Source organism: Pseudomonas sp. R38(2017) (assembly GCF_002112395.1).
In the GTDB taxonomy this organism is placed as follows: domain Bacteria; phylum Pseudomonadota; class Gammaproteobacteria; order Pseudomonadales; family Pseudomonadaceae; genus Aquipseudomonas.
Genome location: NZ_NEHN01000001.1, coordinates 300,166 through 323,331 on the forward strand (window position 1 = coordinate 300,166; position 23,166 = coordinate 323,331).

Consider the following 23,166-nt stretch of genomic DNA (forward strand, 5'->3'; position numbering starts at 1 on the left):
AGAGGGTGTGCCTCAATGCCCTGCGTGTAGACCTTCGATCACTCTTGTGAGGTTTACCATGCGCATCACATCCCAACTCATCTGCCAGGCGGCCGACGACCTCAAGGGCTTTGTCGGCCTCAACCGCAAGACCGGCCAGTACATCGTGCGGTTCAGCGAGGACTCGTTCGGCATGGACGTGGCCGATGATGGCATCATTCCCGCCAGCGAATTTGTCTGGGCACCCGCGACGGAACAAACCATGACATTGAAGCGCGAGTTGATCCAGCTGTTGCTCGATCAGCACATCGACGACCGGATCAACATCACCGAGCCGTTGCGGGTGTACATGAGCAAGCGTGAAGTGCCGGAGATTGTGGCGGTGCGCAGTCTGGTGAAGGGCTGAGGTTTTCGGTGATTCACTCGCCGCCATCGCTACCCTGTTGACGATGGCGGCTGATCAACCCTCACTTCCCGAACCGATACTCCCGCTCAACCCGGCACACCCGCGTATGAAACGCCGAATACCACTCGGCCCGCCCACGCGCCTGAATCACCCGGTGCTCCGGATGCTCGCGCCAGGCCAGAATCGCCGCCTCGCTCTCCCAATACGAAATCGTAATCCCCACCCCGTCCGCGCCCCGGATCGAATCGATGCCGAGAAACCCCGGTTGCTCGGCAACCAACTGCATCATGCGCTCGGAGGCTTCGGCGTAGCCGTTGTCGCCTTCGGTGCGGGTCGAGGTGAAGATCACGGCGAAACATTCAGAGTCCGGTTTCATCGAGGTTGCTCCGCGCAAGCTTCGACAAGCGCTCGCACCAATGGCGGCAATTGCCCTTTGAGCGCAGCACGTTCCGGCTGGAACAACGTCGCGACAAAGAACACATGGTTTTTCAGTTCGATGGCGCGCAGATCGCCTGCCGAATCCTGGCCCACGGCGTGCAGGTCATGGGTCAGCAATTCCCGTTCGAACTGCGGATTCACACCAAAGCGGCAGCGATAACCTTCGCGAATCTCGGATGTTTCGTACGCCTTGGCGATCAACGAACCGGGCACCAGATGGATGCTGTCCACCGCTTCCACCAGCGAGCAGGTCAGCGGCGAGAGTACCGCGCGGCTGGAATCGGGTGAGGTTTCGCCATGCTCGGCATCGGCCCATCCCAATACGTTGCGGGAAAACTCCAGCACGGCATGTTGAAAACCGCCACAGGTGCCGAGGAACGGTCGTTGCTGTTCGCGGGCAAAACGAATGGCCCGCAGCGCGCCAGCTTCACTTTTGTAAGGGCTGGCCGGAACACACCAGAAACCGTCGAAACCGCCGAGCGGCGTATCGAGGTGAATTTGCTCAGTGGCCAGCCATTCGAAATCGACGGGTCGGCGAATGTGTTCCGCCGCCAGGCCGAGGGCGACGGGGATGGCTTGATGGGCGGTGACTTGCGGGTCGTAGTCACCGATCAGGGCGATGCGCAGGGCTCTGGATTCCATGAGTGCTTGCTGTGCTTGTTGAGGGATGACGCTCACTATAGATTGGCGTTCACGCACTCAATATGGGCGTTTCCCCAAGTGATTAATGCAGCGACGCACTATCGACTCGACTTCCCGGATCTGGCGCTGATTCTCGCCCTGGTGCGCGGCGGCTCGCTGGCCCGGGCCTCGCAGCTGCTGAAGGTCGATGTGTCGACGGTGTTCCGTGCCGTGCGCCGACTGGAAGCCGCGCTCGGTCAGCAACTGTTCGAAAAAAGCCGCGCCGGTTACTTGCCAACCAGCCTTGCGCAGACCCTGGCGGAGCAGGCCGAACGTGCCGAGCAGGCACTGGAAGCCGCGCGCGTCGGTGTGGAGCAGGGCGGCGAAGTGGTCAGCGGCACGGTGCGCCTGACCTGTACCGATTCGGTGCTGCAAGGTCTGCTGCTACCGGCACTGGCGCAGTTCATGCCGAACTACCCGGCGCTGACCATCGAACTGAGCACCTCCAATGATTTCGCCAACCTCAGCCGCCGCGATGCCGACATTGCCCTGCGCCTGACGCGTACGCCGCCGGAGCATCTGGTCGGACGGGAGCTGGCGAAGATTTCCTACCGGGTCTGTGCCAGCGAGCGTTATCTGCAAAACATCGATGCATCCGATCTGGCCGCCATGACCTGGATCGCTCCGGACGATTTCCTGCCCGATCATCCGACCGTGGTCTGGCGTCGCCAGCATTTGCCCGGCGTGACGCCGGGCTATCGCTGCAACAGCATGCTGTCGGTGACGGAGCTGGTGCGTGCCGGGCTCGGTGTGGCGGCGTTGCCGGACTTTCTGATCACCGAAGGTCTGCAAGCCTTGAGCGAACCGCTGCACGGTTACGACACCGCGCTGTGGCTGCTGACCCGCCCGGACTGCCGTGCATTGCGCTCGGTGGTCACGCTGTTCGATGAACTGGGGCGGGCGCTGCGTTTGCCGTGATCAGGCCTGCGGGTTCTGGCGCATGTGATCGTGCAGCTCGCGGGTCAGGCCTTCGATGCGTTCAGTGAGGTTCTTGGTCATTTCGGTGAGCCGGGTGTTCTGCTCCAGCAGCTCCAGCAATTGCGCGGTGTTCTTTGCGGCCTGGACCTGACGTTCGCTGTTGGCCACGGCCAGGGCTTCCCGGTGCTGGGCGTCGGCGTCGGATTGCGCCTTGTCCCGCGCGGCCTGACGGGTCTGGGCCAGCAGAATCAGCGGCGCGGCGTAGGCCGATTGCAGGCTGAACGCCAGGTTCAACAGGATGAACGGATAGACGTCGAAGGTCGTGATGCCAGACATGTTCAGGCACACCCACAGCACCACGATCAGGGTCTGGGCACCAAGAAAGGTCGGCGTACCGAAGAACCGCGCAAACGCCTCGGCGCGCAGGGCGAACTTGTCGTTGCCGAAGGTCGTGTTGAGGTGAGCGTGGGGGCGGTGGAAGCGCAGGTGATCGACAGGGGCGGCGGATTCGGTTTTTTCGGTGGTCATGACGGGCTCGGCAAGGCTTGGGACGTTGAGTCACTATAGCCCTGCGTCGCCCATGTTGGCCTTATCCCGGCACACGCTCGTTCGCAAACATGCTCACCGCTTCCACGGCTTCGCTGGCGCCATCGCGAATCTGCAGAATCACCGTTCCCGCCTGATCCGCCAGCTCGACGCCTTGCGCCGCGCGTCCACGGGTGCCGTCCATGCTCTTGATCGCCTGACGGGTTTCGCTCTGGATCAGGCCGATCATGTTGGAAATCTCCGCCGTCGAACCGCTGGTGCGCGCCGCCAGTTGCCGTACTTCGTCGGCCACCACCGCAAAGCCACGACCTTGCTCACCGGCCCGAGCCGCCTCGATTGCCGCGTTGAGTGCCAGCAGGTTGGTCTGGTCGGCAATCGCGCGGATGGTGTTGACGATGGCGGTGATCTGCTCGGAGCGCTCGCCAAGCTGGGCGATCAGGGTCGACGACTCGGCGATGTCATCGGCAATTTCGCGCATCTCGCTGGCTGCTTGCTGGATGACTTGCGTGCCTTGCTCGGCGACTTTTCGGGTGGCGACCGAGATGTGGTAAGCGGCGCTGGCGCTGCGGGCGTCCTGCTCGTGCTGCTCGACCCGGGCGGTGACGTCCGAGGCGAATTTCACCACTTTGCACAGGCGCCCGGCGGCGTCGTAGACCGGGTTGTAATTGGCTTCCAGCCAGACGGTCCGCCCGTGTTTGTCGATGCGTTCGAACTGCCCGTGGAAAAACTCGCCCTGATTGAGCCGGCGCCAGAAGTCCTCGTAAGCACTGCTGTTGACCAGACGCGCGGGGCAGAACAAACGGTGATGTTTGCCCTTGAGTTCGGTCTGGGTGTAGCCCATGCGCGTCAGAAAATTCTGGTTAGCCGTAAGAATGTTGCCGTCGAGGTCGAACTCGATCACCGCCATGGCCCGGTCGATGGCCTGCAACTTGGCGTTGGCTTCACTTTCCTGCTGCACCTTGGCGGTGACGTCCATGGCGTACTTGACCACTTTCACCACGCGACCCGAAGCATCCTTGATCGGGTTGTAACTGGCTTCAAGCCAGATCGGCCGGCCCTGGCTGTCGATGCGCTCGAAGGTGCCGGACTGGAACTGACCGTTTTTCAGTCGCGACCACAATTCGGTGTACTGGCTGCTGCGGGCAAAATCGGGTGGGCAGAACTGGCGGTGGGACTGACCAATCACCTGTTCGGCCTTGTAGCCCGTGGTCTTGAGGAAGTTGTCGTTGGCGCGCAGGACCACGGCGTCGAGATCGAACTCGATCACCGCCATGGAGCGGTCGATGGCTTCGAGCAAACCGGATTGCTCGGTGATGGTGTGTTGCAGGTTATCGATGACGGACTGATGGCGATTGAAAAACATGCGGGGGGCGCTCCGGAAATAGGGCTGAGGTGTTGTCCCTGTTCCTGCGCTGGCCGGCCGAACGAGCTGACGACATTGGGCAATGACCACTAAAGTGCCAGCATCCAGGCTGGCGATCTAATCTTATACAGGCTTATTAAGTATGTACAAGAAAATGCAGTGTCACTTTGTCGTACAAATCCTGTCAGGCATTGGAGCGGCTCAGCGCGACGCTGATTGTGTTGCGGCCCGTGTGTTTGGCGGTGTACAGCGCCTTGTCGGCATCATCCAGCCAGTGCAGCGCATCCGGGTAGGTCGGGTGGAAACGTGCCAGTCCGATACTCAGGCTGACCCTTAGCTCCGGCACATCGGAATGGCGGTACTGATGAAGGTTCTGGCGCAGTTGCTCCATCAGCGCTTCGGCTTTGCTCAGGGGCAGGTTGGGCAGGATCACGCAGAATTCGTCGCCGCCGTAACGGCCGGCCAGCTCGCTTTCAGTCAGCAAGGATTTGAGTTCGCGACTGAGTTGCTGGAGCACCGCATCGCCGACGATATGTCCGTAGCTGTCGTTGATGACCTTGAAGTGATCGACGTCGATCAGTGCGAGGGTGGCCTGACTGTTTTGTTCGCGGCACTGCTGGAACTTCAGGTGCAGCAGGTCTTTCCAGGCACCGTGGTTGAGCAGGCCGGTCAGGCTGTCGGTGCGGCTCAGGGCACTCAAGTTGCGTTTGTGTTCGGCGAGCTTGATCGCCAGCCGATAGCAGACCATGCCCAGCGCCAGCGGATAAAGAGTGAGCATCGGCAGGCACGCCCAGACTTGGGTCTGCGTCGCCGTCAGGGTGAACTTGACCCCGAACACCGACCAGCCCAGCAGCACGCCGATCACCTGGGCGAGGGCGCCGAGCAGGAACAAACGTCGGCCGCCAGCGGCGACATTGTTCATGGTCATCATCGAGAGAATGGTCACGGTGACCAGCGGGTTGAACTGGAAACATGCCGTCCAGAAGCCGCCGAATACCGAGTCATAAAGCAGATTGCGGCGTTCGGCGCGGTAGGGGAACGCCGAGCGGGTCGACCATTGGTAGGCGACGTGGGGCCAGAGAAAACCGTTGAACAGCAGCAGCGCCCAGAGCCACGCCGGCACATTCAATGGATACAGCGCGGCGCCGACGCTGAAGAAACCGATCCCCAATCCAATGGCGCGTGGCAAGTAGATACGTCTGGCGAATGACAAGCCTTTGCCGCGTTGGTTTTCCATGATGTTCTTCGCCAGATTCATTCTGAAACACTTTGCAGTGTAATTCTTCAGAGCGACCGTTCATCGGTCAATGACAGACATTGTCATTTATTCCAGCGGGAAAATTCAGTGTCCTTGTGAGCCATTTACGCGGCGTAGGCGTGATCTAGAGCTGGTAACAAGCCAGGAACATGTCCAGTGCCGATTCGACCACGGCATTTTGCGTGGCGCTGTCGAGAGAGGGCTGGCCCATGGAAATCTGCGGCCAGAAGGCAAAGGATTTGAGCAGTCCCTGTACCTGATGCGCGGCGAACTCCGGATCGACTGCTTTCAACCGGCCATCTGCCTGGGCGGCGCGGATCCACACGGTCACGCTTTCCTCACGTTCGCCCATGCGCGCCACCATGTTCTGCGCACGCTCGGGCGAGTGGATTGCGGCGGCGATGGCGACCCGGGCCAGATCCATGAAATTGTCGTCCGCCATCATCTGCAGTTTGGCCAGCAGCATTGTTCGCAGTTGATCACGCAAGGGTAGGTCGGGCCGATAAGACACGGCTTGCTCGGTGCTGATCCGTGCCCACAACTGGTTGAGAATTTCGGCGAACAGCTCTTCTTTGCTGGGAAAGTGGTTGTACACCGTGCGCTTCGACACCCCGGCGGTGGCCGCAATCTTGTCCATGCTGGTGACTTCGAAACCGTTGGCACGGAATTCGGAAATGGCCGCCAGGATGATGGCTTCGCGTTTGCGGTCGGTGAGGCGCGTTGGAGCTGTCATAAATTCGATTCGGCAGGGAAAAGGATGAAATTACACTCGGCAGTTTACTTGTCATCCGGATTCATGCAACCTAGAAAGTACACCGATCAGTGTAATGTTGCGTTAATCGGTGCAACCTAAAACCAGATGTCCGGCTGATGCGTGCGTGCCTTGGCCATTTATCGTCCCACCGTGGAAAACCGTGAATTGCGCGGTTTTTCTGGAGTCATTCAGTCATGGCCAAATCAATTTCTTCCGCGGTCAGTCCTGTACCTGAAGCTTCGCGCCAGGCAGAAGGGACGTTCCGTAATCATGCGCCGGTGCAGCGCGAAGGTGTGCGAAAGATGCTGCGCATCATGTGGAACATGATCTTCCACAAACCGCGCAACACACGTCCTGCGTCGGCCATTCCCGTGCAGCCTTTGACCCGCGCCGACCTGATCGCCGCGCCGAATCACAGCGTCTATCGCCTCGGTCACTCGACCCTGCTGCTGAAGCTGCAAGACAAGTTCTGGATCACTGACCCGGTGTTCGCCGAGCGCGCCTCACCGGTGCAATGGGCCGGCCCGAAACGCTTCCACCAGCCACCGATCAGCATCGACGAGTTGCCACCGATCGAAGCCGTGATTCTGTCGCACAACCACTACGACCACCTCGACTACGAAGCGGTGTTGAAACTGGCCGACAAGGTCAACGTCTTCCTGACCCCGCTGGGCGTCGGCGACACCCTGATCAAGTGGGGCATCGATGCCGACAAGATCCACCAGTTCGACTGGTGGCAGGGCACCGAAGTCGCCGGCATCCGCTTCATCGCCACCCCGTCGCAGCACTTCTCCGGCCGCGGCCTGTTCGATGGCAACCAGACCCTTTGGGCTTCCTGGGTGATCATCCACGGCGACACACGGATTTTCTTCAGCGGCGACAGCGGCTACTTCGACGGCTTCAAACGCATCGGCGAACAGTACGGCCCATTCGACCTGACCCTGATGGAAACCGGCGCCTACAACGTCGAATGGCCCCACGTGCACATGCAACCGGAAGAAACCCTGCAAGCCCACATCGACCTCAGGGGGCGCTGGCTGTTTCCGATACATAACGGCACGTTCGACCTGGCGATGCATGCCTGGCACGAACCGTTCGATCGCATTCTTGCACTGGCCTGGGAGCGCAGTGTTTCCATCACCACCCCGCAAATGGGCGAGGCGTTCAACCTGGCACAACCGCAACGCGGGGATGCGTGGTGGCTGGAGGTTGAAGGGGAGAGTGAGGTGGTGGTTCAAGGGGCCTGACGAGTTTCTCGGGCTCGCTCCCCATCGGAGCGAACCGCTCTTTCAGGCTTCTTTTACCGAAATCTGATTCAGGTACTTTGAAATTGTGGCGGATGGTATATCGCGGAATCGTACTCGGAGCATGCCCTCTAGTTTCTCCAGCGATATCTCAAGTTTCTCCGCCGCTTCAATTCCGCTCATCTGCGCAGTTTCCATCAGTGCAGCCAACTTCATCACCGCTTCTGCCTTGGTCTGCATCTCGTATGCATCACCAACGCCTAGGTCTTGATAAACGTTACCAGTGCTTTCTTCCATTTCGATCAAGTCCTGAGTCCTCAGTCTGCCATCGCATAATTCCCACGTTCCACCGACTCGGCCGTGGTCCCTTTGATGCTTGTCGAACGCCCCGGCGCAAACCCCGGAAAGAACACCAACCCCTGTGCCTCGAACCGATACGTCAACGCCAGCCGCGCCGAATCCGCCACTTCCTGCTGCGCTTCGAACCGCTGGATGTCGTCAACCGAAACCCCGGCTTCCCGCGACAGTTGTTCCACGCTCCAGCCCAACATCCCTCGGGCCTGGACGCAATGAGTCGGGGTGAACTGGAAAAGGGCGATACGTTCGAGGATGAGGTTCATCGCTGAAGAGGCCATGGTGTGCTCCGGGCTCGAGAGTGCTGATGGAAAATATACTGTGTTTTTGTACAGTTGTTTTCGGCCGGGATCAAACGCATTTTTTGATTTGCCCTAGTTCGCCGTCTCCAACCAGACGGACGGTGCCTGACCGAGGATCCGGCGGAACATCGTCGAGAACGCCGCCGGGCTGTCATAGCCGAAATCCAGGGCAATTCGCGTCACCGCTTCACCGGCCGCCAGCCGTGCCAGTGCCAATACCACGCAGGCGCGCTGGCGCCATTGGCTGAAACTCAGGCCGGTCTGCTGACGAAACAGTCTGTTGAAGGTGCGTAAGCTTACGTGCAGCTGATCGGCCCAATGCTGGGGTGATTGGTGGGCATTCGGCTGATGCAGAAAGGTCTGACACAGTTCGAGCAGTCTTCCGTCAGGCGGCAGCGGGATATGCAGCGGCAACGGTGCACTGCGCACCAATTCATGCAGCAACAAATCGATCAGGACGCCGTCGCGCCCGCTCAGTTCATACGTCAGCGGCAACTCCACGGCCTCCATCAGCAAGTGCCGCATCAACGGCGACACACTGATCACCTGACAACGTCCACCCAGATCCACCGCCCCTGGCTCGATATACAAACTGCGAGTGCTGACCCCCAACATCAACACCTCATGCGCCACCCCCGGTGGCGCCGTACAACAATTGCGCCCGCCGATGCGTATGACGTGGCAACACATAGCCGTGGGAATAATCCGTACCGATCGCCACCACCGGGCGAGGTGTGTCATCCAGCAGATTGATCGAAACATTGCGCATCGAGCGGCACCCGGCAGTTGGCGTAAACGCAAACATTATTGGCTGACTTGCTGAAGCAGGCCAAGCGCCGCCGCACTATCGTCGACCGCTCCCAAACAACGGACGACGCGCCATGTTCTACCTCCTGCTGACACTCTTTGGCTGCCTGACCGGCGTCACCGCCGTGCTCTTCGGATTCGGCGGCGGCTTCGTCGTCGTGCCGCTGCTGTACAGCATGCTCACCGCGAGCCACGGCGCCGACGACCCGATCAGCCAATCCGCCATGCACATCGCCGTCGCCACCTCGACCTGCGTGATGATCGTCAACGCTTTGGTCGCCACCGACAAACACCGCCGCGCCGGCAACCTGATCCGGGATTACCTGTGGCCCTTGGGCGGGTTCATAGGATTGGGAGCAGTCGTCGGCGCAATCGCAGCGGTGTGGGTCAGCGGCGAAGTCATCCGTTATGTCTTCATCGCCTACCTCGGCGTGACGATTGTCGACTGCCTGCTGCGACGCGGGTTTCTCACACAGTTCGACGGCGTCATCCCACGGCGATTGGGAACGGTGGAAACGTCCGGCGGTGGTGTAGGCATTGGCGCCATCGCAACCTTTCTCGGCGTAGGAGGAAGCGTCATGACCGTGCCGTTATTGCGGCGTTGCGGGTTGAGCATGTCGCAGGCGACGTCGATGGCCAATCCATTGAGCGTGCCGGTGGCATTGGCGGGGACGCTGACGTACATGGTGATGGCGCGGTTCAGCGAGACAAAACTCGGGCCATGGTTTATCGGGTATGTGGATCTGCTTGCGTTTGCGGTGCTGACGCTGGGCTCGATGCTGGGGATTCGACTGGCTACGCCGTGGATCGGGCGGATTCCGGATCGGGTGCATGCGTGGGTGTATATCGCGCTACTCATCGTCGTGATGCTGGGCATGACACTGAAGTAGCACCTCGATTCCTGCGCGCATCCTCTTCATACTCCGCAGCCTTATTCACTCAGGGATCGATTCATGCTCAAGGGACTGTTGCGCCTGGCGCCATATGCCGCCGTGCTGTGTTCACTGCTTTCCACCGCTCAGGCTGACGACGGCAGACGTGTGTTTACCGGCACGCTGGGCAAGACGCCGATTGTGGTGGAACTCAACACTCAGCAGCAGGATGAAGTGAGCGGCCGCTACTTCTACGAGAAGTACCACCGCGATCTGCCCCTCAGTGGCGCGTTGCAGGACAGCACGCTGACGCTGGTTGAAGGCAACAATCGTTACGGTGACGACAAGCCGCTGCCAACCCTCAAGCTGGAAGAAACCGCCAACGGCTGGCAGGGCGAATGGCAAAATCCGAAGGGCAAAAAACTGCCTGTGCAACTGGTCGAGGCCAAACTTCCCGCGCCGACTGCAACGACGTTGCCCCTCATTGCCACTTTGCCGAAAGACGATCCCTACGAGTATTTGCGCTTGCAGGGGCTCAAGCTCAAACCGGGGAAGAAAGACAACTTCATGGGCTACGACCTGCAATGGTGGGCAGAGCCTGAGTCCAAAATCTCTTTCTTCAGCATTGAGTCTGGTTATCCCAAAGAAGAGCAACAGCGGATCAACGAGCAATTGTTGAGACGGCTCTGGAAAGAGGTCATCAGTTATCACGCCTGCATGCTGCAAGGCGGTGAGAATGCCGAGCAATGGCAAAGCGTCGCGCCCACATTTCTGTCGTCCGATATCGTCAGCCTGAACATCAACACCGGTTACGACTGTGGCGGCGCGCATCCGGATGTCGGCAACTCCCCGATCAATCTCAATGTTCATACTGGGCAAGCGATAAAGCTGGAAGACGTTTTGACAGTGGGTAGGCGTGAAGGCACTTCGACTGGAACAAGCGAAGGCAAACAGAGGGAGGAGTTTGCGCAGTGGCTTATAAAGCAGTTCACCTCGCTGTATCCCGACGAAATGAAGAAGCCAGCCGAAGGTGATGAAGATAGCTGCGACTACACCGATGAAAACGTCTGGGGCGTTTTCGATTGGTACTTCACCGCCAAGGGCATTTACCTGGGGCCATACTTCCCAAGGGTGCAACGTGGTTGCGATGAACCCGAGTGGTCGATCCTGCCGTACTCAGTCGTCAAACAACACCCCGGCGCCGTCAAACTGCAACTGCCCCAGAGCTAACCATCACGCCAGCCCCGGCGCTTCACGAATGATGAAGTGATCCAGGTTCTCGATATTGGCATTGAAGACCTCGAAAGGCTTTTCGGGGTTCTTCTTGCCCGGCACCTGCTTCAACTCCGGCGTCACACCATAAAAGAAGCAGAACAACTCCTTGTCGCTGTCGATCGCATGCTTGATCTCTTCCAGAAACGCCTTGCGCTTGCGGTAGTTGTCGATCAGCTTTTTGTTGAGATAGACACTGACCGGATAAGGCTTCTTCTTGCTGTCATCCGGCTTCTTGAACCAGACCTTGTCCTCGAAATCGATCCGGAAACTGGCGCTGTGAAAGTCCTCGATCTTCTTGATCCGGCCCCAGTAAATCAGCCCCTTGTTATCCATCAAATACTCGATCTTCTTGAAGAACGAACTGTACGGCGCCGTATGCTCGCCAATCTTCAACGGCATACGCTTGAGCAAATCCTTGTCCGCGAAGTTCGACACAAAACACTCCACGGGGTGAGCGAAGACACTGGTCTTGTCCGGCGTCGTCTCACGACTCGGCGATTCTTTCGAGGGGGAAGTCGCCACCCGCACCGGATCATCCCGCAACACATCCGCAGCACCCGCTGGCGCGGCAGGCTTACGCACATACTCACGGCGCGTCAGCAACAACTCCGACGGGAAATGTTCCTCCCGTCCGTCATCCAATTCCCCATCCGCCACCTCAACCCCCGCGGCCGACGTCTTCAAACTCACATACGGACAACCCGCCACATGCTGCGTACCGGGCAGATTCTTGAAGTGCGGCGTGCGCACGTAATTCACGTTCTTGGCGTTGAACGTACCCAACTCGTTGGAAGCATCGAACGCCGCACGACAGACGTCGTTGGGGCACTGGAAATGCTCCTTCGCAGAATCGAACGCCACCGTCTCATCGAAATTGAGATCGCGAACGTCATAGATCGACAGCTTGTCGTCGAGGCTGAGGCAGTAGGCGAGGTCGAATTTCATGGTGGGGCTCGGGTCCTTGAGTGGGGGAGGGTATTAATAGCGGGCGGTGGGGTGGGTTGCACTGATTGTTTTCGGAATGATGCAAAATCTGTGTGGGTGAGCCTGCTCCCGCTGGGCTGAGAAGCAGCCCAGAAATCAGCAAACGCGATTAGTCAGATAAACCGCGATTATTCCCTTTCGAGTCTTCCAACGTTGTCATATAGCCAAGCAGTGAAAACCTCTCTGTCGTCCGAATGATGGCAACGTTGGTGACAGTTGGGGCACAGCGCCACGACATTCGAAGGCTGGTCTGATCCTTCTTGCGACATATGCTTAACGTGATGCACTTCCAGAAACGGTTCCCCATCCTTCTTAAATGGTGCTTCTTCGCCACAACCTTCGCACTTCCCATTGGCTTCCTGACGAACCCAGCCCCTCAATTCGGGATCACGAAAGTAAACCTTTCTGGTAGACGTCGTTTGGAGAGGTGTCTTTATCACTTTGGGGACGTAATCAAATTGCTTTCGCTGAAACTTGGCCGCGCGTTGTTCCAGCAATGCCTCGTCCGCAGTTGGATCAGAATCTTCAAGCGTCAGAATGGCGGAAGCATCAAGTGCCTTACGGATGCTACTCGCTACATTCGCACCAACATTCTTGGCAGGTTTGTAGCCTTCAATACGCTTTCGGCCCAGCTCTACCAACACGGTAGAAATGTTCTGCATCCGAAATTCGACAGAACCCTTAGTCCGACCGGCTAGTGGGCCGTCACGCAGAATGCGATTTTCCTCAGTCTTGACGAATTTCTGGCCGCTCTGCTCGCGCGCCAGCATTTTGAGGTAGGCATCGACCGCAGCCTGAATCTCTACGTCACTCCAATCGCTATTACTTTTTTCCGTGTCCATACAATCGCCGAGGGTTGAAAACCCTCGGACGATACTGAGCGGACATCACCGATGTCTACGAAAATTCCTACAGAAAATAACGACGGATCTTGCGAAGTCCTACAACCGCCATCACTAGCCCATGGAGTGCCCCGAAGACTGAAACACCTGAGTAACCTTTTGCCACCAAGGCTTCCCCGGTCTTCGCCGTTGCGTCTGATCGTTCAGCAGATAAGGCATATCCCGCAGTCGAATCCAGCCTTCATCCTGCCAATGCAGCAGACTTAACGACATCTCCGGCCAATCCAACAAACTCAACATCGGTCGCTCTGAATGTTCTGAGGATCCTGCATCGCGCAGGGCCGGCACCACCTGCAGAGTTAACCACTCACGCAACAAGCGATTCCCTGGCACGTAGTGATACACCAGCAGCGCATACACACCGGACTCGCTGAGCATCAGTTGCTTTTCGGGTTGCCGAAAATACTCGATCCACAAAACACGACGTTGATCCTTATCTAGCTTGTTGACCATGCGTTCGCACAGATGGAAACCCATCAAACGACCTACATCGCGGGCGCAGAACCACGGCTGGTTTTCAAGAAGAAGGGCATGTAGTGCGAGGTTGTGACGCGAGAAGACTGTTACAGAAAAAGGATCGGGCATATCCATTACCTCTACGTTTAGATTTTTGGAGGGCCTGACCCCAACGTAGAGTGGACTTAAGAAATCCCAACGAGCGGGGCAGTTCCACCGACGACATGTGCGTCTGTGTAACTGGCCAAGCTTTCTACGTTGGGTGTTTCTTAGGCACCTGCAATTGAGCTTAGAGGTGCTTGCAGTTGGCTTCAATGCGAAGCGGCTGTAAGTGCTGTAGGAGATTGAGCGCTGCAACGTAGGGATGGAAAAGGTCTACCAGCCACCCATAAAAAAGCCCCGATCAAATCGGGGCTTTTTGCTTTCTCAATTAGACGACTCAAGCAGCAATCGTCAAATCTTGTCTCGCGAGACGATTAGTCCCAGCTCAACGCACCACCAGTTTGGTATTCGATCACACGAGTCTCAAAGAAATTCTTCTCTTTCTTCAAGTCCATAATCTCGCTCATCCAAGGGAACGGGTTAGTCGTCCCTGGATACTCTTCCTTCAAACCGATCTGCGACAGGCGACGGTTAGCGATGAACTTCAGGTAGTCCTCCATCATCGCTGCGTTCATGCCCAGTACGCCGCGAGGCATAGTGTCACGCGCGTATTCGATTTCCAGCTGAGTGCCTTGCAGAATCATCTGCGAAGCTTCTTCCTTCATTTCGGCGTCCCACAGGTGTGGGTTTTCGATTTTGATCTGGTTGATCACGTCGATGCCGAAGTTCAGGTGCATGGATTCGTCGCGCAGGATGTACTGGAACTGCTCGGCGACGCCGGTCATTTTGTTGCGGCGGCCCATGGAGAGGATCTGGGTGAAGCCGCAGTAGAAGAAGATGCCTTCCAGAACGCAGTAGTAGGCGATCAGGTTGCGCAGCAGTTCTTTGTCGGTCTCTACGGTGCCGGTGTTGAATTCCGGGTCGGAGATGGCGCGGGTGTATTTCAGGCCCCAGGCGGCTTTTTTCGCGACCGACGGGATCTCGTGGTACATGTTGAAGATCTCGCCTTCATCCATGCCCAGCGATTCGATGCAGTACTGGTAGGCGTGGGTGTGGATCGCCTCTTCGAACGCCTGGCGCAGGATGTACTGGCGGCATTCCGGGTTGGTGATCAGGCGGTACACGGCCAGGGCCAGGTTGTTGGCAACCAGGGAGTCGGCGGTGGAGAAGAAGCCGAGGTTGCGCATCACGATGCGGCGCTCGTCGTCGGTCAGGCCTTCCGGGTTTTTCCAGAGGGCGATGTCGGCGGTCATGTTGACTTCTTGCGGCATCCAGTGGTTTGCGCAGCCGTCCAGGTATTTCTGCCAGGCCCAGTCGTACTTGAATGGCACGAGCTGGTTGAGGTCGGCGCGGCAGTTGATCATGCGCTTTTCGTCAACGGCGACACGGGCGGCGGAGCCTTCGAGCTCGGCGAGGCCTTCGGCGACGTCGAGGGAATCCAGTGCAGCCTTGGCGCGGGCCACGGCGGCCGAGTCTTCGGCGGTCACGGCGCGGGCTTCGAGAGCAGCGGCACCGCCGGCGCTGTCGAGGCGGTCCATGTTGGCTTCGCTAGCGTGGCCGGCGTTGGCGCCTTTCACTGCTGCTACTTCACTGTCTTCTTTGTCGAATTCGTCCCAGCTCAGCATGACGTGTCGTCTCCTGCGTGAGGGCCTGTGCCCGTGTGAAAACTGATGGGTTGGTTTTTCACACGGCCGTACAGGCCGCGTTGGATGTCGTTTTTTGCAGCGGTGCTACGCAGGCAATAAACAGAAAATTTTTACGGGGTTCCGAGAGCCTCTGATGGGCGCAGGCAACGTTGGACGCTGCTGCGGGGCTTCAGACTGGCTATTGATCCCTGTAAGGGAATATTGCAGGCCCGTTATAGGGCGGCATTATAGGGAAATTTTTCCGGGCGTGGTGGGACGAATCCGCGCATGGAACGGTCGGGAGGGCCGGTTTTTCGGTCAGAGCGAGGGTTTATGGGGCTTTGCCGGGGATAGATTTTTTTTTGGTTTTTTTTCGCAAATGTGGAATTGCTCAAGAAATGAGCAAAAAAGCGCTGTTTTCACTACATCTTGTGTTTTGCAACCCGTTTTTGCCATTGCCAAACACAACTGAGCCCGACCGAAGCCGGGCTGGAATCGACCCTCAATGTTGCGCTGAGCGATCCGATTCGGTGCAGTCTCAAAACATCAATTGGTGCAGCCGTTGCCCATGATGCTGTAACGCAGGATGTGACGCTGGCCGGTGGAGTCGTCGTACTCCATTTTCATCGGTACCACTTCGCAGACATTTGGAACTTCGCTCATCGATACAACTTTGGCGATGTCCAGGTGAGTGGAGTAAGTGTATTCCTCGATGGCCGGTTGTTGCTGTGCGACATCAGTCGGGACCTCGTCTGCCATGGCGGTTGCGCACAGACTGCTGAGGGCCAGAACCAATAAAGCTTTCATTTGAAATTTACCTTCTTGAGGTCGAGTGGGGTCACGCAACCTTTTTGGGGTTGCGTGTGGAACTTCATCGTTTTGGTTTGTTACTTCAGAGCTGGATTAACGGCCTTCGTGGGGGCTGTAACGTTGTTAATCACTTTGCCTTGTCGGCGAGGCAGATTTTAGGGAAGCGGGGTGGGCGTAAACAGATGTGGTTTTGATAAACACCTTTGGCAGATTTGGTAACAATCGCTGCCAGGCCAGTAGATTCAAGGCCTGCGAGGTCGTCGGTGGCGAGCATCGGGATTATCGCTACGACCTGTAGGGGCTTGTTACTACCATCGTCGAATGGTTCTATACGGGCGCCCCGGCTACAACAGGGTCATACAAAAACAACTATTACACCGAGGTAGGAAAGATGAGTGCGGCTTCCCTGTATCCCGTTCGTCCCGAGGTTCTGGCCAATACGCTGACCGACGAGGCGACCTACAAAGCCATGTACCAACAGTCGGTCGTCAACCCTGACGGCTTCTGGCGCGAACAAGCCAAGCGCCTCGACTGGATCAAGCCTTTCACCACGGTGAAACAGACTTCGTTCGACGATCACCATGTCGACATCAAGTGGTTTGCCGACGGCACCCTGAACGTTTCCTACAACTGCCTCGACCGTCATCTGGCCGAGCGCGGCGATCAGGTCGCCATCATCTGGGAAGGCGACGATCCTTCCGAAAGCCGCAACATCACCTACCGCGAACTGCACGAACAAGTGTGCAAGTTCGCCAACGCCCTGCGTGGCCAGGATGTGCACCGCGGCGACGTGGTGACCATTTATATGCCGATGATCCCCGAAGCCGTGGTCGCCATGCTGGCCTGCACCCGGATCGGTGCGATTCACTCGGTGGTGTTCGGCGGTTTCTCGCCGGAAGCCCTGGCCGGCCGCATCATCGACTGCCGCTCGAAAGTGGTGATCACTGCTGACGAAGGCTTCCGTGCCGGCAAGAAGATTTCCCTCAAGGCCAACGTCGATGACGCCCTGACCAACCCGGAAACCAACAGCATCCAGAAAGTCATCGTGTGCAAGCGCACCGGTGGCGACATCAAGTGGAACCAGCATCGCGACATCTGGTACGAAGACCTGATGAAAGTGGCGGGCACTGTCTGCGCGCCGAAAGAGATGGGTGCCGAAGAAGCGCTGTTCATCCTTTATACCTCCGGTTCCACCGGCAAGCCGAAGGGCGTTCAGCACACCACTGGTGGCTATCTGTTGTACGCGGCCATGACCCACGAGCGCGTGTTCGACTACCGTCCGGGCGAAATCTACTGGTGCACCGCCGACGTGGGCTGGGTCACCGGTCACTCCTACATCGTCTACGGCCCGCTGGCCAACGGCGCGACCACGCTGTTGTTCGAAGGCGTGCCGAACTATCCGGACATCACCCGGGTGGCGAAGATCGTCGACAAGCATAAGGTCAACATCCTCTACACCGCGCCGACCGCGATCCGCGCGATGATGGCCTCCGGCACCGCCGCTGTTGAAGGCGCGGACGGCAGCAGCCTGCGTCTGCTGGGTTCGGTGGGCGAGCCGATCAACCCGGAAGCCTGGGACTGGTACTTCAAGAACGTCGGCAAGTCCCGTTGCCCGATCGTCGATACCTGGTGGCAGACCGAAACCGGCGGCAACATGATGAGCCCGCTGCCGGGCGCTCATACCCTGAAGCCAGGTTCGGCGGCACGTCCGTTCTTCGGCGTGGTGCCGGCGCTGGTGGACAACCTCGGCAACATCATCGAGGGCGAGGCCGAAGGCAATCTGGTGATTCTCGATTCGTGGCCAGGCCAGGCGCGCACGCTGTACGGCGATCATGACCGTTTCGTCGACACCTACTTCAAGACCTTCCGTGGCATGTACTTCACCGGTGACGGCGCCCGTCGCGATGCCGACGGTTACTACTGGATCACCGGTCGCGTGGACGACGTGCTCAACGTCTCCGGCCACCGCATGGGCACCGCCGAGATCGAAAGCGCGATGGTCGCTCACCCGAAAGTCGCCGAAGCGGCGGTGGTCGGTGTGCCGCACGACATCAAGGGGCAGGGCATTTATGTCTACGTCACCCTGAAGAATGGCGAAGAGCCGAGCGAGCAACTGCGCCTGGAACTGAAGAACTGGGTGCGCAAGGAGATCGGCCCGATCGCTTCGCCGGACGTGATCCAGTGGGCGCCGGGGCTGCCGAAGACTCGTTCGGGCAAGATCATGCGTCGCATCCTGCGCAAGATCGCCACCGCCGAGTACGAAGGTCTGGGCGACATCTCCACCCTGGCCGATCCGGGTGTGGTGCAGCATCTGATCGATACCCACAAGACCATGAACGTCGCGTAAGCGGCGGGTCTGAAGGCTGAAAAGCCCCGTCCGGCATTGCGCCGGGCGGGGCTTTTTGTTTTCCAATAATTATCGGTTTCATCCGTGAGGCATTTCCCACTGTTACCCGTCCGCCTTCAAGTAACTGAATGTGTAACCGCCCGCTCCGCAACGGGGCGTCCGGAAACGCATCGCCCCGTTTTCGGGCCTCAAAACCCCCGGTGAAAAATAAGACACAACCCCACGCTTGCCGGATTAGAAGGGTTTGCGAATAATAGGCCCGCAATTTGCAGCATAGATCGGTTCACTGTCTTTCGCTCTTGCATGAAATTGCGGAGCTGTCAATGTGCTCAAGCGTGTTTCTCGGTGCATCTGTAATTAGTTGTCGCATTGAAGAAATATCGGCTTCGGGCCTGTCGTTAGAATGCCGATCACTCGCTCGTCGTGGCTTGCGTTGAAGCCTTCACGGTTTTGACCGGAAATGTCCTACGCACGCAGCAACCGATTTCGTTTCACCCATTCGCATATTGGGCTGTCGCTCACTCTGCCGTTTTGCCCTTTACCGATGGAGTCCCAAGATGAAGAAACTTGTGCTGCTTGGCGCCCTGGCACTGTCCGTGCTGTCCCTGCCGACATTCGCCGATGAAAAGCCTCTGAAAATCGGTATCGAAGCGGCTTACCCTCCATTCGCATCCAAAGCCCCGGACGGCAGCATCGTCGGTTTCGACTACGACATCGGCAACGCACTGTGCGAAGAAATGAAGGTCAAGTGCCAGTGGGTCGAGCAAGAGTTCGACGGTCTGATCCCGGCACTGAAAGTGCGCAAGATCGACGCGATCCTCTCGTCCATGTCGATCACTGAAGACCGCAAGAAGTCCGTGGACTTCACCAACAAGTACTACAACACCCCGGCCCGCCTGGTCATGAAGGAAGGCACCGTGGTCAGCGACAAGCTGACCGAACTCAAGGGCAAGAACATCGGCGTGCAGCGTGGTTCGATCCACGAACGTTTCGCCCGTGAAGTCCTGGCGCCGCTGGGTGCCGAGATCAAGCCGTACGGCTCGCAGAATGAAATCTACCTCGACGTGGCCGCCGGTCGCCTCGACGGCACCGTGGCGGACGCTACTCTGCTGAACGACGGCTTCCTGAAAACCGACGCCGGCAAAGGCTTTGCGTTCGTCGGCCCGCAGTTCACCGATGAGAAATACTTCGGCGACGGCGTAGGTATCGCAGTACGCAAGGGCGACGCCCTGAAAGACAAGATTAATACTGCCATCGCGGCCATCCGCGAAAACGGCAAGTACAAGCAAATCCAGGACAAGTACTTCGACTTCGACATTTACGGCAAGTAAAGACGTCGCTCGACCCGTCCGAAATGGCGCAAGCAACAGGATCTCTGCGGTTTGCGCCATTTTTTCATCCCAACTTTCGAGGACCTGAATCATGTTGAAAGGCTACGGGGCTGTCATCCTCGATGGCGCTTGGCTGACGCTTCAGCTTGCCTTGTCGTCCATGGCCCTGGCCATCGTTCTCGGGCTGATCGGTGTCGCCTTGCGCCTGTCGCCAGTGCGCTGGCTGGCCTGGCTGGGCGATCTGTATTCCACGGTGATCCGCGGGATTCCCGACCTGGTGCTGATCCTGCTGATCTTCTACGGCGGTCAGGACCTGCTCAACCGCGTCGCCCCGATGCTCGGCTATGACGAGTACATCGACCTGAACCCGCTGGCCGCCGGTATCGGCACCCTCGGTTTCATCTTCGGTGCGTACCTGTCGGAAACCTTCCGTGGCGCGTTCATGGCGATCCCCAAGGGTCAGGCCGAAGCCGGCATGGCGTACGGCATGAGCAGTTTCCAGGTGTTCTTCCGGGTGCTGGTGCCGCAGATGATTCGTCTGGCGATTCCGGGCTTCACCAACAACTGGCTGGTACTGACCAAGGCCACCGCGCTGATTTCCGTGGTCGGTCTGCAAGACATGATGTTCAAGGCCAAGCAGGCGGCCGACGCCACCCGCGAGCCTTTCACCTTCTTCCTCGCAGTGGCGGCGATGTACCTGGTGATCACCAGTGTCTCGTTGCTGGCGCTGCGTCACCTTGAGAAGCGCTACTCGGTAGGCGTAAGGGCGGCTGATCTATGATCTTCGACTACAACGTCATTTGGGAGTCGCTGCCGCTGTACCTCGGCGGCCTGGTGACCACCCTCAAGTTGCTCGCGCTGTCGCTGTTCTTCGGTCTGCTGGCGGCGTTGCCGCTGGGTCTGATGCGCGTCTCCAAGAACGCCGTGGTCAACGGTGTGGCGTGGCTCTACACCTACGTGATTCGCGGCACGCCGATGCTGGTTCAACTGTTCCTGATCTACTACGGTCTGGCCCAGTTCGAAGCGGTGCGTGAAAGCTTCCTCTGGCCGTGGCTGTCCAGCGCAACGTTCTGTGCGTGCCTGGCGTTCGCAATCAACACCAGCGCCTACACCGCCGAAATCATCGCCGGCAGCCTGAAGGCCACGCCGAATGGTGAGATCGAAGCGGCCAAGGCCATGGGCATGTCGCGGGTCAAGATGTACAAGCGCATTCTGTTGCCGTCGGCCCTGCGCCGTGCGCTGCCGCAGTACAGCAACGAAGTGATCATGATGCTGCAGACCACCAGTCTGGCGTCCATCGTGACTCTGATCGACATCACCGGCGCGGCCCGTACCGTCAACGCGCAGTTCTACCTGCCGTTCGAGGCGTACATTACCGCTGGCGTGTTCTACCTGTGCCTGACCTTCATTCTGGTGCGCCTGTTCAAGCTGGCCGAGCGTCGCTGGCTGAGCTACCTGGCCCCGAGGAAGCACTGATATGGAACGTATCGACCACGTTCTGCCGTGGAGCCATTTGGGCAGCGAGCGCCGGATTTCGGTGTTTCGCTTCGGAAGCGGCGAGCGCAAGGCCTACATCCAGGCCAGCCTCCACGCCGACGAATTGCCCGGCATGCGCACTGCCTGGGAACTGAAAAAACGCCTCGGCGAACTCGAAGCCAAAGGCCTGCTCAACGGCGTCATCGAACTGGTGCCCGTGGCCAACCCGCTGGGTCTTGGCCAGTTGCTGCAAGGCAATCACCAGGGGCGTTTCGAGGCCGGCAGCGGCAAGAATTTCAACCGTGATTTCGTCGAGCTCAGCGCCCCGGTGGCCGCGAAGCTTCAAGGACAACTCGGTGATGATCCGCACGCCAACATTCGTTTGATCCGTCAGGCGATGGCCGATCACCTGGCTGCATTGCCCGAGGCCAGCAGCCAGTTGCAAGGCATGCAGCGCATCCTGCTGCAACATGCCGCCACCGCTGACGTGGTGCTGGATCTGCATTGCGACTGTGAAGCCGCGCTGCACATGTATGCCTTGCCGCAGCACTGGCCGCAGTGGCGCTCGCTCGCCGCGCACCTGGATGTGAAGGTCGGCCTGCTGGCTGAAGATTCCGGCGGCAGCTCGTTCGACGAGGCTTGCTCGTTGCCGTGGCTGCGTCTGTCGCGGCTGTTCCCGGACGCGCAGATTCCACTGGCGTGCCTGGCGACCACCGTTGAACTCGGCGGTCAGGCTGACACCACACCAGCGCAGGCCGAAGCCTGGGCCGAAGGCATTCTGGCGTTTCTCGCCGAGCAGGGCCTGATCCGTGGCGAGTGGCCGAGTGCGGCGCACGAACCGTGCGAAGGCATGCCGTTCGAGGGCACTGAACTGCTCCTGCCACCGCATCCTGGCGTGGTGAGTTTTCTGCGCAAGCCCGGCGAGTGGGTTGAAGCCGGTGACAAGATTTTCGAAGTGATCGATCCGCTGTCGGATCGGGTCAGCACGGTGTGTGCTGGTACGTCCGGGGTGCTGTTTGCCATTGAGCGGCTGCGTTACGCCCAACCCGGTTTCTGGCTGGCCAAAGTGGCGGGGCGCGATGCGCTACGCGACGGCCCTTTGCTCAACGACTGACTGTTTTTGTGAGAACCGACCGCATGTACAAACTTGAAGTCCAAGACCTGCATAAACGCTATGGCAGTCACGAAGTGCTCAAGGGCGTTTCCCTGAAAGCGGCCGCCGGCGATGTGATCAGCATCATCGGCTCCAGTGGCTCCGGCAAAAGTACTTTCCTGCGCTGCATCAACCTGCTCGAGCAGCCGCACGCGGGCAAGATCCTGCTTAACAACGAAGAGTTGAAGCTGGTGGCGAACAAGGATGGCGCGCTGAAAGCCGCTGATCCGAAACAGCTGCAACGTATGCGTTCGCGCCTGTCGATGGTGTTCCAGCACTTCAACCTGTGGTCGCACATGACCGCGCTGGAAAACATCATGGAAGCCCCGGTTCACGTGCTGGGCGTGTCCAAGGCCGAAGCCCGCGAGAAAGCCGAGCACTACCTGAACAAGGTCGGCGTGGCTCATCGTAAAGACGCGTTCCCTGGACACATGTCCGGTGGCGAGCAGCAGCGTGTGGCAATCGCCCGTGCGCTGGCGATGGAACCGGAAGTGATGCTGTTCGACGAACCGACTTCGGCCCTCGACCCGGAACTGGTCGGCGACGTGCTGAAAGTCATGCAGGCCCTCGCTCAGGAAGGCCGCACCATGGTGGTGGTGACTCACGAAATGGGCTTCGCCCGTGAAGTGTCGAACCAGTTGGTGTTCCTGCACAAAGGCGTCGTCGAAGAAAGCGGCAACCCGCGTGAAGTGCTGGTCAATCCGCAGTCGGAACGTTTGCAACAATTCCTCTCGGGCAGCCTCAAGTAATCGCTCCCGTTATGCACCAAATTAGGTCATGCTG

24 protein-coding genes and 2 pseudogenes are annotated in these 23,166 nt (G+C 58.7%); 11 read left to right on the forward strand and 15 right to left on the reverse strand.

Annotated features, from left to right (window positions below; genetic code table 11):
• The first annotated feature begins 58 nt into the window (after positions 1-58).
• Positions 59-385: a DUF2025 family protein gene (locus CAF87_RS01370; protein WP_085730336.1), complete on the forward strand. Its 327-nt coding sequence runs from the start codon at positions 59-61 to the stop codon at positions 383-385.
• A 61-nt stretch (positions 386-446) separates the two neighbouring features.
• Here the strand turns inward: CAF87_RS01370 and CAF87_RS01375 are convergent, their stop codons facing one another.
• Both CAF87_RS01375 and CAF87_RS01380 read right to left on the reverse strand, forming a co-directional pair.
• The gene (locus tag CAF87_RS01375) at positions 447-761 is read right to left on the reverse strand and encodes an antibiotic biosynthesis monooxygenase (protein WP_085730337.1); all 315 of its coding nucleotides are present in this window, start codon (positions 759-761) and stop codon (positions 447-449) included.
• A complete protein-coding gene (locus tag CAF87_RS01380; RefSeq protein ID WP_085730338.1) occupies positions 758-1,465 on the reverse strand; it encodes a CTP synthase in 708 nt (235 codons plus the stop codon). Before CAF87_RS01380 ends, CAF87_RS01375 begins: the two co-directional genes overlap by 4 nt.
• Positions 1,466-1,480: 15 nt before the next feature.
• Between CAF87_RS01380 and CAF87_RS01385 the strand changes: the two genes are divergently transcribed.
• Positions 1,481-2,422, forward strand: coding sequence for a LysR family transcriptional regulator (locus tag CAF87_RS01385; protein WP_085730670.1), 942 nt, complete (start codon positions 1,481-1,483; stop codon positions 2,420-2,422).
• Here CAF87_RS01385 and CAF87_RS01390 read toward each other — a convergent pair whose 3' ends face one another.
• The 5 genes and pseudogenes from CAF87_RS01390 to CAF87_RS01405 form a co-directional block, all read right to left on the reverse strand.
• Positions 2,423-2,950 carry a DUF1003 domain-containing protein gene (locus CAF87_RS01390; protein WP_085730339.1) on the reverse strand — a complete coding sequence of 176 codons (528 nt, stop codon included), beginning with the start codon at positions 2,948-2,950 and terminating at the stop codon, positions 2,423-2,425.
• A gap of 61 nt (positions 2,951-3,011) precedes the next feature.
• On the reverse strand, positions 3,012-3,512 hold the full coding sequence (locus CAF87_RS29645) for a methyl-accepting chemotaxis protein (RefSeq protein ID WP_371857193.1): 501 nt from the start codon (positions 3,510-3,512) through the stop codon (positions 3,012-3,014).
• 45 nt (positions 3,513-3,557) lie between these two features.
• Positions 3,558-4,331: pseudogene (locus tag CAF87_RS29650) on the reverse strand (PAS domain-containing protein); the annotation flags it as partial.
• Positions 4,332-4,515: 184 nt separating this feature from the next.
• Positions 4,516-5,568 (reverse strand): diguanylate cyclase, encoded by a 1,053-nt coding sequence (locus CAF87_RS01400; protein WP_085730671.1) that lies wholly within the window; start codon positions 5,566-5,568, stop codon positions 4,516-4,518.
• Positions 5,569-5,713: 145 nt separating this feature from the next.
• Positions 5,714-6,322: a TetR/AcrR family transcriptional regulator gene (locus tag CAF87_RS01405; RefSeq protein ID WP_085730341.1), complete on the reverse strand. Its 609-nt coding sequence runs from the start codon at positions 6,320-6,322 to the stop codon at positions 5,714-5,716.
• Positions 6,323-6,537: 215 nt separating this feature from the next.
• Here CAF87_RS01405 and CAF87_RS01410 point away from each other — a divergent pair, with 215 nt between their 5' ends.
• Positions 6,538-7,590: an MBL fold metallo-hydrolase gene (locus CAF87_RS01410; RefSeq protein ID WP_085730342.1), complete on the forward strand. Its 1,053-nt coding sequence runs from the start codon at positions 6,538-6,540 to the stop codon at positions 7,588-7,590.
• Positions 7,591-7,632: 42 nt separating this feature from the next.
• Here CAF87_RS01410 and CAF87_RS01415 read toward each other — a convergent pair whose 3' ends face one another.
• From CAF87_RS01415 to CAF87_RS01425, 3 genes and pseudogenes are all read right to left on the reverse strand, one after another.
• The gene (locus CAF87_RS01415) at positions 7,633-7,884 is read right to left on the reverse strand and encodes an XRE family transcriptional regulator (RefSeq protein WP_085730343.1); all 252 of its coding nucleotides are present in this window, start codon (positions 7,882-7,884) and stop codon (positions 7,633-7,635) included.
• A 20-nt stretch (positions 7,885-7,904) separates the two neighbouring features.
• The gene (locus CAF87_RS01420; protein ID WP_085730344.1) at positions 7,905-8,222 is read right to left on the reverse strand and encodes a hypothetical protein; all 318 of its coding nucleotides are present in this window, start codon (positions 8,220-8,222) and stop codon (positions 7,905-7,907) included.
• Positions 8,223-8,315: 93 nt separating this feature from the next.
• Positions 8,316-9,012: pseudogene (locus CAF87_RS01425) on the reverse strand (helix-turn-helix domain-containing protein).
• A 112-nt stretch (positions 9,013-9,124) separates the two neighbouring features.
• Between CAF87_RS01425 and CAF87_RS01430 the strand changes: the two are divergent.
• Together CAF87_RS01430 and CAF87_RS01435 are read left to right on the forward strand one after the other, a co-directional pair.
• Complete coding sequence (locus CAF87_RS01430; protein WP_085730345.1) at positions 9,125-9,940, forward strand: sulfite exporter TauE/SafE family protein; 816 nt, start codon at positions 9,125-9,127, stop codon at positions 9,938-9,940.
• 63 nt (positions 9,941-10,003) lie between these two features.
• The gene (locus CAF87_RS01435; protein WP_085730346.1) at positions 10,004-11,152 is read left to right on the forward strand and encodes a hypothetical protein; all 1,149 of its coding nucleotides are present in this window, start codon (positions 10,004-10,006) and stop codon (positions 11,150-11,152) included.
• Positions 11,153-11,155: 3 nt separating this feature from the next.
• Here the strand turns inward: CAF87_RS01435 and CAF87_RS01440 are convergent, their stop codons facing one another.
• The 5 genes from CAF87_RS01440 to CAF87_RS01460 form a co-directional block, all read right to left on the reverse strand.
• Positions 11,156-12,142, reverse strand: coding sequence for a hypothetical protein (locus tag CAF87_RS01440; protein WP_085730347.1), 987 nt, complete (start codon positions 12,140-12,142; stop codon positions 11,156-11,158).
• A gap of 167 nt (positions 12,143-12,309) precedes the next feature.
• A complete protein-coding gene (locus CAF87_RS01445) occupies positions 12,310-13,023 on the reverse strand; it encodes an HNH endonuclease (protein ID WP_085730348.1) in 714 nt (237 codons plus the stop codon).
• Between the two features lie 114 nt (positions 13,024-13,137).
• Positions 13,138-13,668 carry a Bro-N domain-containing protein gene (locus tag CAF87_RS01450; RefSeq protein ID WP_085730672.1) on the reverse strand — a complete coding sequence of 177 codons (531 nt, stop codon included), beginning with the start codon at positions 13,666-13,668 and terminating at the stop codon, positions 13,138-13,140.
• 347 nt (positions 13,669-14,015) lie between these two features.
• The gene (locus CAF87_RS01455; protein WP_007951068.1) at positions 14,016-15,266 is read right to left on the reverse strand and encodes a ribonucleotide-diphosphate reductase subunit beta; all 1,251 of its coding nucleotides are present in this window, start codon (positions 15,264-15,266) and stop codon (positions 14,016-14,018) included.
• A 546-nt stretch (positions 15,267-15,812) separates the two neighbouring features.
• Positions 15,813-16,073 (reverse strand): DUF2790 domain-containing protein, encoded by a 261-nt coding sequence (locus CAF87_RS01460; RefSeq protein WP_007951066.1) that lies wholly within the window; start codon positions 16,071-16,073, stop codon positions 15,813-15,815.
• A gap of 394 nt (positions 16,074-16,467) precedes the next feature.
• Here CAF87_RS01460 and acs point away from each other — a divergent pair, with 394 nt between their 5' ends.
• The 6 genes from acs (at position 16,468) to CAF87_RS01490 (ending at position 23,132) form a co-directional block, all read left to right on the forward strand.
• A complete protein-coding gene (gene acs, locus CAF87_RS01465) occupies positions 16,468-18,423 on the forward strand; it encodes an acetate--CoA ligase (RefSeq protein ID WP_085730349.1) in 1,956 nt (651 codons plus the stop codon).
• 557 nt (positions 18,424-18,980) lie between these two features.
• A complete protein-coding gene (locus tag CAF87_RS01470) occupies positions 18,981-19,754 on the forward strand; it encodes an ABC transporter substrate-binding protein (RefSeq protein ID WP_065261786.1) in 774 nt (257 codons plus the stop codon).
• 91 nt (positions 19,755-19,845) lie between these two features.
• Positions 19,846-20,535, forward strand: a complete 690-nt coding sequence (locus tag CAF87_RS01475; protein WP_065261785.1) for an ABC transporter permease — start codon at positions 19,846-19,848, stop codon at positions 20,533-20,535.
• Positions 20,532-21,230: an ABC transporter permease gene (locus tag CAF87_RS01480; RefSeq protein WP_085730350.1), complete on the forward strand. Its 699-nt coding sequence runs from the start codon at positions 20,532-20,534 to the stop codon at positions 21,228-21,230. The genes CAF87_RS01475 and CAF87_RS01480 overlap by 4 nt, the downstream gene beginning before the upstream one ends.
• 1 nt (position 21,231) lies before the next feature.
• Positions 21,232-22,344, forward strand: a complete 1,113-nt coding sequence (locus CAF87_RS01485) for a succinylglutamate desuccinylase/aspartoacylase family protein (RefSeq protein ID WP_085730351.1) — start codon at positions 21,232-21,234, stop codon at positions 22,342-22,344.
• A gap of 23 nt (positions 22,345-22,367) precedes the next feature.
• Complete coding sequence (locus tag CAF87_RS01490; RefSeq protein ID WP_003227281.1) at positions 22,368-23,132, forward strand: ABC transporter ATP-binding protein; 765 nt, start codon at positions 22,368-22,370, stop codon at positions 23,130-23,132.
• Positions 23,133-23,166 lie beyond the last annotated feature (34 nt).